The sequence below is a fragment of the Yeosuana marina genome (genome assembly GCF_011762485.1).
GTDB lineage: Bacteria > Bacteroidota > Bacteroidia > Flavobacteriales > Flavobacteriaceae > Yeosuana > Yeosuana marina.
Genome location: NZ_JAAKGI010000018.1, coordinates 1 through 11,222, shown reverse-complemented (window position 1 = coordinate 11,222; position 11,222 = coordinate 1). Strand labels below are relative to the sequence as shown.

The 11,222-nt window shown below is 30.5% G+C and carries 13 protein-coding genes; all 13 read right to left on the bottom strand.

Translation table 11 applies throughout. The annotated features are described in order from the left end of the window. Positions 1-133 precede the first annotated feature (133 nt). The 13 genes from G5V56_RS12250 to G5V56_RS12190 all read right to left on the bottom strand — a co-directional run bounded on the left by G5V56_RS12250 (position 134) and on the right by G5V56_RS12190 (position 11,063). On the bottom strand, positions 134-652 hold the full coding sequence (locus G5V56_RS12250; protein ID WP_166965408.1) for a hypothetical protein: 519 nt from the start codon (positions 650-652) through the stop codon (positions 134-136). Positions 653-807: 155 nt separating this feature from the next. Continuing rightward, positions 808-1,347: a Swt1 family HEPN domain-containing protein gene (locus tag G5V56_RS12245; RefSeq protein ID WP_166965406.1), complete on the bottom strand. Its 540-nt coding sequence runs from the start codon at positions 1,345-1,347 to the stop codon at positions 808-810. Between the two features lie 37 nt (positions 1,348-1,384). Next, positions 1,385-2,014, bottom strand: coding sequence for a DUF5343 domain-containing protein (locus tag G5V56_RS12240; protein WP_166965404.1), 630 nt, complete (start codon positions 2,012-2,014; stop codon positions 1,385-1,387). Positions 2,015-2,183: 169 nt separating this feature from the next. Then, positions 2,184-2,597 carry a hypothetical protein gene (locus tag G5V56_RS12235; RefSeq protein WP_166965402.1) on the bottom strand — a complete coding sequence of 138 codons (414 nt, stop codon included), beginning with the start codon at positions 2,595-2,597 and terminating at the stop codon, positions 2,184-2,186. Continuing rightward, positions 2,590-3,060, bottom strand: coding sequence for a hypothetical protein (locus tag G5V56_RS12230; RefSeq protein WP_166965400.1), 471 nt, complete (start codon positions 3,058-3,060; stop codon positions 2,590-2,592). Before G5V56_RS12230 ends, G5V56_RS12235 begins: the two co-directional genes overlap by 8 nt. Before the next feature lie 164 nt (positions 3,061-3,224). After that, entirely contained in the window at positions 3,225-3,752 is a 528-nt protein-coding gene (locus tag G5V56_RS12225; RefSeq protein WP_166965398.1) for a hypothetical protein, read from the bottom strand. A gap of 165 nt (positions 3,753-3,917) precedes the next feature. Continuing rightward, on the bottom strand, positions 3,918-4,343 hold the full coding sequence (locus G5V56_RS12220; RefSeq protein WP_166965396.1) for an energy transducer TonB: 426 nt from the start codon (positions 4,341-4,343) through the stop codon (positions 3,918-3,920). Positions 4,344-4,686: 343 nt separating this feature from the next. Next, the gene (locus tag G5V56_RS12215; protein ID WP_166965394.1) at positions 4,687-5,460 is read right to left on the bottom strand and encodes a hypothetical protein; all 774 of its coding nucleotides are present in this window, start codon (positions 5,458-5,460) and stop codon (positions 4,687-4,689) included. Between the two features lie 165 nt (positions 5,461-5,625). Then, the gene (locus tag G5V56_RS12210; protein ID WP_166965392.1) at positions 5,626-6,639 is read right to left on the bottom strand and encodes a hypothetical protein; all 1,014 of its coding nucleotides are present in this window, start codon (positions 6,637-6,639) and stop codon (positions 5,626-5,628) included. 234 nt (positions 6,640-6,873) lie between these two features. Continuing rightward, entirely contained in the window at positions 6,874-7,896 is a 1,023-nt protein-coding gene (locus tag G5V56_RS12205) for a HEPN domain-containing protein (protein WP_166965390.1), read from the bottom strand. Continuing rightward, a complete protein-coding gene (locus G5V56_RS12200; protein ID WP_166965389.1) occupies positions 7,889-9,097 on the bottom strand; it encodes a DUF262 domain-containing protein in 1,209 nt (402 codons plus the stop codon). Before G5V56_RS12200 ends, G5V56_RS12205 begins: the two co-directional genes overlap by 8 nt. Positions 9,098-9,277: 180 nt before the next feature. Further along, positions 9,278-10,450: a DUF1573 domain-containing protein gene (locus G5V56_RS12195; RefSeq protein ID WP_166965387.1), complete on the bottom strand. Its 1,173-nt coding sequence runs from the start codon at positions 10,448-10,450 to the stop codon at positions 9,278-9,280. 145 nt (positions 10,451-10,595) lie between these two features. Next, complete coding sequence (locus G5V56_RS12190; protein ID WP_166965385.1) at positions 10,596-11,063, bottom strand: hypothetical protein; 468 nt, start codon at positions 11,061-11,063, stop codon at positions 10,596-10,598. Positions 11,064-11,222: the final 159 nt, after the last annotated feature.

Below are 11,222 nucleotides of genomic sequence, written 5' to 3'. Positions count from 1 at the left end.
TTTCCATAAAAATACCCTCAAATAGTGTCTAACTTTTTGGGGGCAGTTCAAAATCCGCGAGGATTTTCGTAAGTAGGCGAGAACTAGCCATTAATTTTATAATGTTTTGGCAACTGGCTTTGTTCCATATTTTTTAAATCATAAACCAATCGTTATGATATTCAGCAATTGGTTCGTAAGGTTTATTTGTTCCGTAATATATTTCATTTTCGTGGAAGAAAAACAAACACCATTCAAGACTTTGGTCAAAAATTGTCAAATCATCTGAACCTCCGTAAAAAAGGGAATCCCAATATTTAACAACAAACTTCCATTTAGTTATCATTCCGTTTTGTCCATCCCAAGATAGATAAACATCTTTGTCAAATGGAATTGCTCTTTGATATAACCATTTAGTTATTTTCTTTTCGTTTCCGTCGAGAATTTTTGTTCTGTCCAGATTTCGAAACAAGTCATTTTTAAAAGGCATTCGGCTATGAACTCGACAGTCACTAATAAAGTCAGCGAGATATTCGGCTCCAATTTTGTCCAGAGGTTTTAATTCCGCAATATGTTGTTCAGAGAGAGAATCATATTTTTCGTCCGTAAATCTCCATTTCAGAGTAAATTCGGTCATTGGTATTATATGTCTATTTAAATCTTGGAACGTCATTTTTTTAGCTTGTTGCCAACGTGTTTGTGTATGATTTCGTTGCGTGTTTCAGCAACTAATCTAGCAAATACAAACCGAATAGAAAATCCGCGAGGATTTTCGTAAGTAGGCGAGTACTAGCAATGAATTATACACGGTGTTGCCAGCAGTTATTTTTATAATCCAATTACTCTATTCCAATCCGCAACATACATATAGATTCTTTGAAATTCAGATGGTAAAAGCATTCTATTATGTGCAATGAAATGACGAGATTTTTCTAATTCGTCCATTCTTTGATTTAACCAATGTTGAGAAGGAACTAGGTTGCTAAAAAACTCCCATTTCTCAATCATTATTTTTGCTAACATTCCAAAATCTACAAATCCAAGAAGGTCACTTTTTTCTCCTTCTAGCCAAGAATCTTTCATTGCGGACACTTGTCTTCCTTCTGCGTGTGATTTAATTTTTGGCGAAAGTTTGTCCCACCAATCCAAACCTATATTTTCTTCTAGAGTTTCACGAATAAATGCTCTAATTTCATTTTCAAAACAGTTTACAACAGCATAAAGTCTTGCCATTTCTAATCCATTATTTCGTCTGTTGACACCAAAAGGTGATAGAGCTTCTGCTAATAATTTTTTTTCAGTAAACTGATTGTCAGCACCAATTTGAATTCCAGCTTTTTGGAATTCTTCGGCTTCAGATTCAAACATTAATCCTCTGAAAAAAAAATCTCGTATGTCTTTTTTATCAGTCAATTAAGTGGTCTTTAAGTGATTTAAATATTGCATTGTAAACTTCAACATCTTTAGTAGCAGGTAAATGAATTTGTATGTTATAATGAAGTCCTACTTTAGATGCTGAAAGTATTTTTTGAGTTGGAATTTCCTGTGGCTTATTTCCAGTTGAAGATTGTTTCTCTTCTTGTTTTTCTTGAACAACTACTTTCGGTTTAGTTGAATGGTTTAAATCCGCTATATCTAAAAGAGCGTAAAATGTATTAGTATGTAATTTTGCTACATTATCACTAGCATTATGGTAACTTTTGAATTTACCTTGAACTAAATCTTTATCCTTCTCTGTTGGATTAGATTTGATTAAAAATATGTCACTATAAGCTTCTTTAAGAGCTTCTCCCATTATCTCTTTAGATTTGGAATGATTTCTATATTCGTGGTAACGTTGTGTCGGACTTCCATCAGATGATAAAAATCCCAGAGATTTCATTAAAGGAATAAAAGGTCTGTGGTTATTTGATTTATAACCTAAATCTTTTAAATTTTGATGTCCAAACTTGTCTGGTGCTTGTGCATCACGAATTTTTCCAAAGAATTCTCCAAGAACTCCATAGGCTTGACTGTAACTTGTTGGTAATCCCATATTTTATAGTTATTCGTTTTTTCTAATTGCTGGCAACGTGATTGTATAAGATTAGTGGCGTGTTTAAGCACCTAATTTAGCAAATAAACACCAGATAGAAAATCCGAGAGGATTTTCGTAAGTAGGCGAGAACTAGCCATTAATTTTATACGGTGTTGTACAACGTTTTTTAATTATATTTTTTATTTAGTTCTCTGCATTTTTTACAATAAACAACATCAACCGTTTTAGGATAACTAAATCGTTCTAAATCTCTTGGTGCAATGATATTCGCCAAAGGGAAAAGCTCTTTTTCTCTCTCATAAGATATTTTAGAATTGATTTCATTACCATCTACTATTGGAACGTTATCCCTTTTCAATTGATAATTATGTACTGGACAATAATTAAATATCTCGTGAATCTTACTAAATTCTATTATCTCGAGGTCAAATTCATTAGTAAAGTCCTTTAATAATTGTTCCTGCCAAAAGAAAAGTCTTTTTCGCAAAGGAAATGCTTCATAAATGGTCAGGATGAAATGTTTATATTTTTCATTCCCAACAAATTTCTCAAACTCGCTTCTTATTTCTTCGTTAGTCAATTTCTATATTTTTACTTCTCTTAATCCACTTTCCAAATTGAATTCCGACTAGAATTGCTGGAATTATTCCAATTACCATAATCCAAAAGAACGGTTTGAAAATATAATCTTCAAATGAGTCCCAAAAAGTATCATAAGGTTCCATTCCTTCTTGCACAAACCCAGTCCATCCGACAAGGAAAGCGGTTATTATTAAAGTCAGAAACCCGTATTTCGCTCCGACTTTATCAGAATCTTTTTTCTTTATTAAGATTTCATATCCAGCATTTTTTCCGAACCAATATGCAAGTCCGTAAAAAATTCCAATTCCGATAATGATGTTTATCCAATAATTCCATTCAACCATCCATTGTGGACTTCCGCCTGCAAGTAACATCATAAAAAGAAACGCAATTAAAATTCCAATTGTTGCAGATTGTAATGCTTTTTTAATTCCGATGTGTTTAGCTATTTCAGGTGTCATTTTGCGTTTTTGGGAAATGTTGTACAACGTGATTGTGTAAGGATAGTTGCGTGTGCAAGCAACTAACTTACTAAAAATGGAACGAACCAGAGGAAAATCCGCAGGATTTTCCGAGTAGGCAAGAACCAAGCAATTATTTTTTACACGGTGTTGTACGCAGTTTTTTAATTAACAGCAACTTGTATTTCAAAAATTCTTGCTTTATCAAAACTCCTACCTACTTTAAAAATACGCTTACAGCATTTATTTTCATAGAGGTCATAGTAGGCAGATTTTTTGTCCGATTTATAAATAAAATCATTAACATTATTTTTATCTAATTTTTTGATTGTTTCTATCAGTTCCCAAAAATATGAGTAGTTATCTCCTATATCGATAAATGCTTTGTAACCAACCAAATTCTCTTTTCTAAAACGTAAATGAAATTTCACATTAGCGACATATCCATTGGATAAAGTCATTTTTTTTGTCCCATTATATAAATCCACATCTTTTGGTAGATATTTAATCTCTTTGCCGGTTAATTGGATAGATTCATCCAAATAATTTAAAATATCAAATTTATTACTGTCAACAGATAAATCAACTGTTATAAGAGGTTTCAAAAATATTGAGCAATTAGATTTACTTTGAGAGTTAATACTAGCACAATTATTTAAAAACAGAAATAATATGATTAAATTTAGTTTCATAATTATATATTCTTTTTTGGTCAAAATTGCGTACAACGGTTACGTATAAGAATAGTGCGTAGTTTGAGTGCGAGGATTTTCCGAAGGAAAATCAGAAGCAAACAAACAAGCACTAACTCTAGATTAAGGAATAAACTTACGCATTATTTTTATACAATGTTGTAGCTAGTTTTTTTCTTTTTTCAATTCTTTTTCTCTTTTCCGTTTTTCCTTTTTAAGTCTTTGCTTTTTAGCACTTTCAGTTTCTATTTCAAAAACTATTGGCATTGAGTATTTTTGGCTAATTGTTTTTCCGTTGTATTTGGCAGGAGGCATTTTAGGAAGCAAGCTTAATACTCTAATAGCTTCTTTTTCAAATAACGGATGTACAGAACGGGCTTTTATGTCTGTAACATTTCCTTCCTCATCGATTGTAAAAATTGTCAGAACTTTTATTTTATCACCACCTTTATAGTTTAGTTGCTTTGCTATACTGTCTAGTCTGTCTCTATTGTCAATATTAAAAGATTCTGAAACTTTTTCGGATACATTTGTTTGTCCAAAAAGGAAATTCGTAAATATCAGAAGTATAATAATTAATGGGTTTTTCATTTTTCTCAAATTAGCTACAACGGCTCCGTATATGAAAAGTAGCGCTGAAAATAAGCGATAACTTTTCGGATGAACACAAGCCGAATTTTTAAATTTTACTATTTATCTTTTTATTGGAAATCGTCAAATTTAAAAATTTGGCGACTTTCCAAAAATGCCCAAGCCTTAGTTTTAGCAAAGACTTGCGCTATTTTTTATATACTTTGTTACAAGCTGGCCTTTCTCCCAGTTTTATAGTATTCTTTCTTCGCTTTTTTCTGTTTGTAATAAGCAACAAATATCAATGATAATGGGAAAAATAATATTATCAAAATCCACTTAAATATATTCAAAATCAAATTCATTATCCGAGTATTGAGTAAATAAAAATTAAATTGACGATGAAAGTTAATACGATTGTTGCAATCATTGTCTGTTTGGAAATCTTAAAGAAATTCCGTATTTCTTCTTTACAGTTTAGAAATAGAAATCCACCAAAAAATAGTAAAGTCATTATGTAAACACCTGACGAAACTGTAGGGAAAAGATTTTCAAGCGCAGGAATTCCTGAAGGTTGTCTTCCTAAATTCATAAAGAAAAGTACAACTGTATTAAATGCAGAATAGGTCAGAAATATAGAGAGCAAAATCCATCCAATTTTTTTTCTTTTCCAAAATAGGATTACTGCAATTGGTAGTATGATTATCGGAAAAAAGTATTCTACCATACTGAAATCCCAATCTGAAATCCCTTCGTGAAATATTACTTGAAACATTCCAAACTGTTGGTAAAGTCGATAAATTGCTAAACCACCAAAAATTAGGATTGTCAGTCTGATAATTTTTTCAGGTGTTTGAATTCCGTTTTGAATTGGATTTATGGTCTCAAATAGAGTAGAAGTACTCTTTTTTATCTTTTCCTCACGCTGTTTCCTTTTCTCAATCTCACGTTTTTTGGTATTCTCTTTTTCCGTTATTTGAGATTTGGCTTGATTTAGTTCTTGTTCGGTAAGTTGTCGACTTTCAATTTCCGTTTTGGCTGTTTCGATTGCAATTGGATTATATTTTTCCGCCTCCGAAATGATTTTCAAAAGTTCGCTATTAGACAGTTTTTGGTATAATTCTGTAAATTCGGTCATTAAGTACGAATGTTTTTTTGGCTTGCTTGTAACGTGATTGTGTATGGTTAGTTGCGTGGTTAAGCAACTAATTTAGTAAACAAATACTTGCCATAGAAAATTCCGAAGGAATTTTCCAAAGAAGCACTTGCCAAAGCAATTAATTATACACGGTGTTACAACACGTTATTTTATTTCTAACCTTCTTTCAGGATACTTTATAAATGAGTTGTTGTTATTTATTGTAATCATTCCATTATCGTCTTTCGCATCTACATATAAGTAAATTTGTTTTGAAACATCTGAACTTAAAGGATATGTATAAATTAATTCCCTTCTTATAGTCCAATCTTTACTGTTATTGTCATAAAAACTTGATAAATCAATTTCTTTTTGTGTTCCATTTACTGGTGTGTAAAAGACTTTTAAAGTTCCATTATCATTTTTTAACCAAACTTCTAAATTTGGTTTTGCACCACTCCAAAGCTTTGAATAAACTGGACGAATAAATTTAGTTTTATCTCCTTGATTTAGAACTATAGTAGAAGGTGCATTTTTTGTTGGGTTAAATTTCTTAATCCAATTCCCACTTAAACCAAATGTTTCATTGATAGACGCAATTTGAATTGAATAGAATATATTTGGATTTTCGATTCTTAATTCATATTTTTTATCTCCCTTTTTTTCCGCTTTTATGTTGTTTATCTCAACACCTATTTTATCTTTTATTAAATCTTTATATTTTGATAGATCAAGGTCTACAGTCGTTTCTGGTTTTTGAGTAATATCTAGTTCTACCTTGTCGGCTTTTAACCCACCATAAATAAAATCGACATTCGGCATTATATTATTGATGTCTTTTATTTGAGTTTTTGTAACTCCGTTAATTTTTAAATCATAAGTTTGAATATCCGACTTTTTAAAAATTGAGCCAATACCAAAAGATAATTCAGTTTTAAGCGCTTCAACCTCTGAATCACTTCCTTTGTTATTTACAAATTTTTCTTGGGTGTCATCAATAAAGATTTCTCCACCTAGACTTAAATTTTCAACAAAGCCTTTTTCTTCAGTAAAAGCGTTTACTGAAAGTCCAACAACATTGTCTTGGACAGGTTTATAAGTTTTCCAAAATTTCGGTTCGCATTTAGATGCCATTAATAAGAATGACATTGAGAAAATTAATAAAATTCGTTTTTTCATTATGATTGGTATTTATTGGTTGTCAGTTGGTTACAAATTAATAAATTTTAATGAGAGTCAAACTTTAATTTGTATAAATATTTTTCTTTAATGTGTTGTAACGTGTTTGTGTATGATTTCGTTGCGTGTTTCAGTACTGAAGTTAGCAAATAAATCACAGATAGAAAGTCCGCGAGGACTTTCGTAAGTAAGCTATAACTAGCAATGAATTATACACGGTGTTATGTGCAGTTTTTATTCAGTTATCAATTTGAAATTCATGGTATTCTTTATTTTTTTGTCAACCAAGATTCCAATATCGATATTTTTATTTAATTCTGTATTGGCAATACTTACCTTGTTATGTTGAATGTCTTTAATATTTGCTAAAAAAACATTTGGAAAGTGATTTTCTGATTTCACTAAAATTTTAGAAGTTCTGTCGACTTTTTTCCCTTTAGTATTAAAACACAATATCTCTTTATTAAAAATGCTGATTACTTCAATTTCATCATTGTTAGATTCATATATTTTGGATAGATAGTTGTTGTTTATTAATTCATATAGTGATGTAGTAAATATTTTCATAAAATCGATATACTCAAATAGAATCGATTTATTAATTAACTGAACGTTGTTTACTCCATGTGCAATATCATTTCTAAGGTCACAGATATGCTCAAGAATTGGAAATACAATACTGTTTTTTTTGGATGCAAAATCCGAAACATTAATCGTTAAAAAACTTTTTAATGGTTCATACTGCCTAATTAAACTTGATATGTTTTTAATGCCTATTTCAGAAAAATATGCATCAATAACTGTAATTCTAAAGTTAGCACTATGGTTTTTAAAAGCATCAATATTAATTACAGAAGAATTTTCATTTATATTCTTGTGTAAAATTTCGATTAATTTTTCTGGTTTAACATTTTTGTTTTTCCGATAATCTAACTGCTTAATAATTTCTAGAGTTTTATTCAAGTTATTTTTTTGAATTTCTTCCGGAAGTAAATTATAGCTTTTAATAATTGAACAAATCTCATTTAAGTATTTTACAAAAAGTTGTTCTACGAAATGTTCATATGCTCCATAAATAGAGATGATATGAGAGTTAAAATCAAATTGCTTAATTTTTGATATAGTTAATGATTTTAAAACAGAGTCAGCTTTTGTTTTTTCAATTTTAGATTGATTTTTATAACTCGCATTTTGAAAATCTATATATAATTTAAGCAAATCCATTTCTTTCTGGAAATCACTTAAAATATTACGCATTGATAAAACTATTTATATATTCATTTAAAACTTCAATTCTTTCTAAGACTTTGGTTTTGTTAGTGTCACGACCTTTGAATGAATCATATTGTGATTTGTGAAAATCTGCTAAGCCACCAATAATTTGTCTTTTTTTAGCTAAGATTTGAGCTTTTTTATCTAAATTATTAGCCAAGACTTGCATCAATGGGTCATACAATATTTTGGTTGGTCGTTCATAGTGAAACCATTTGCCCTCTCTACTTCTATGAAGCCAAAAGGCTTTTTCATCGAACAATTCAAATGCAAACTCTACAGTATTATTAAATAAATCTTTTAAATTATCTAAGACACTTTCGTTAAATTGTTCATTGCCTTTTTTTAAGAATTCATCTAAAAAATATTCCATTGTATTCCCTTGCCATTGGTCAATTTGACGATAAGCAAAAAATCTAAGTACTAGTTCTGCATCAGACATATCTTTAAAGTACTTATCTTCAATCACTTCTTGTCTGGCTTGTCCTGTTGTTATTTCTGTTTCATCAGGTTCTGGAATATTCCATAATTTGCAGAAATATTTGTTACGTGAAAGGCTTATTGTCAAGTTGTTTAATCCACCAGGAAACAGAGCATTCCTTATCTCTTGCGGTTTTAGTTTTTCTCCACCACTATTAATTCTTTCGAAAACTAATTGCTTTAATCTATTGGCTTCTGATTCAGATTTAGCAGTTTCTTGTAGTAATATTATTGATGAAATGTATCTTCTGTCGATTCCTTTTCTTATTTGCTCTGGTAATTGAGAGTATTTTAATCCATTTAATTCTTTCCATTCGACCAAATCTTGTAATGCAAATTTATCTTCGTAAAATTGGGATATCGCAGTAAGCCTTTGAAGTCCATCCATCACTTCGTAAACAGAATACTCTCTTTCATAAAGGAAAATTGGTGGAATCGGAACGTTCATTATAAAAGATTCTATAAGCTTTGATTTTCTTGTTCCATCCCATCTATGTCTTCTTTGAAATTCTGGATTAAGAATATAATCTTCACTATTCACCATATTTACAATTGTGTTTAGTGGGTAGCGAGCTTGTTCAGTTATGATTCTAACTTCACCTTTCTTATACTTTTCATTTATTTGTTCGTTGGTTAATTTTATTTCATTTCCAGTAGCTTCTTGAAATAAATCAACTTTTTCATTTTCGTATAGTTCGCTATTCATATTCTGTTATTTTATTAAATTTTGGTCGTTCTGTTCAAATTGCACATAACGTGTTTGTGTAAGGCTTGTTGCGGTTTTAGTTATAAATTTAGTAAAAAAGGATCAACAATTTATAGTCAATAATGTTTCAGATGGAAAAAGCTCAAGCAATAAGCTTTACACGGTGTTACCACACGTTTTTTATTCAATTGTTAATTCAATCGTTTCGTTAGCATAACTAGAAAAACCTCCTTTTTCTCCTTTCGTTAAATCGACTTCCAATTTCAAATTCGAGTCTGTATTTTTCTGTTTTGCAATTAATTGTTTTGAAAAAACTACTCTAATTTCAGTTTCCTCATTTGGTTTAATAGTTTCTTTGTTCCAGTTCAAGTAAGCAATTTGTTTATCTAATTCTATATCAGAAATGTAAAAGTCTTTTTTGCCTGTATTTTTTAAGATGAAAACGTAAGGTTTAGAGAAGTCTTGCTTTAGTTTTTTAAACATTAATTTTCTAGCAGAAATCTTAAAACTAATTTCCTTTGCAGGCGCATCGTATTTAATTCCGAATTGGATTCTTTCTCCATTATTATAATTAATACTCGACATTGAATAACTTTTGTTTTCCGCTAATTCAGCGATCAAAGTAATCTTTAAATCCCTTGTTTTTCCAATTCCTAGAGGTTCGTTACCTAAATCAAATTTTATGACTTCGTTGCTCAAAAATTTTGGTTCTTGAAATTCAATTTCCTTATTTGAATTATTTTTTACTCGAATTATTTTGGTTACATCTTTTTTGCCATCTGTTTTGCCAAAATCGATTAATAAATCTCCGATATTATTCTCTTTGTCGATAGCAAGGTCAGTAAGATTGAGTATTTGTAAGCCGTATTTGTCTTTAAATTCGGTTTTAAACTTTTCTTTTTCGTCAGAGGTTGATTCGTTTTCACCTCTATTTTCAATTTCCTCAATTATAAAAGAGCCTAAATTTTGAGACCATTGCATTAATGGTAAATTTAATTCCTCGATTATTATCGGTTGTTTTTCTGTAACCAATTTTCCCGTTGATGAATTGTAAAAAGTTATAAGATTGTCAATTTCTGATTCCGTGTAATTTTTAGAGTATACTGGTTTAACTAACGTTTTAAATTCTGCTAGCGATTTTTTTGTGACTTTTTTTTCTAAAGCCTCCCAATAATTATCTGAAATTCCAAAATTATTTTGTTTTTGATAATCGATTGTTTGGGTTATTAGATTTTCAATATTTCTAATAGTTCCATCTAATTCCAGTAAGTTCTCTATTTTTTCGTCCAGAGATTGAGCATTTATTTGAAGTGCAAATAATATTAGAATTGCAGTAATTAAGTTGGTTCTCATAGTTTTTCTCAAATGTGTGGTAACGGTGCGTCTATGCTTCCGTTGCGTGGTGTTTTTCGCTAAGTTAGTAAAAAGGCACTGACCATTAGACTATTGCGAGTGATTTTCCGCAAGGAAAATCAGAAGCAATGGAGTATAGACAGTGTTACCACACGTTTTTTATATTCCGTAATACTCCTATTAAAATGTCCCATATTCCATTCATTATTTTTTTTGAATTTGGTAATGGTTTTTGATGATTAGGATCTTTAATCCAATATCCACAAACATTACAAATAACTTCATCTTTATAGTTCACTCGTCCACCAATTGCGTCCCAGGTTGCTGCACGAGCTTCAATTCCGTTACTTTCGGCTGCGTTAGTCCATTCCACTTTATTTTTTCGGATTTTGTCCGAATAACATCTTGGACACCTTTCCTTATGGTCAGAAAGTTTTGATTTCGGATTATCCGCAATAAGTCGGTCAATTTTGGATTTCGAATAACCCTTCTCCAAAAGATAATCAGAGATTATTTTTTGAGTCTCTTTCATGTAGGTATTCCTCTTATATTTAGCAAAAAATGCTAATTCATAATTATCTAATCCATTAAGAAAGTCTAATACTCGACTCATGATTCGAATGTGTGGTAACGGTTTTGTATATGGTTTGTTGCGTGCTTTAAGTACCTAATTTAGCAAATAAAAACCGAATAGAAAATCCGCGAGGATTTTCGTAAGTAGGCTAGAACCAAGCAATAAATTATATACGGTGTTGTGCTTTCGTTATTTCTC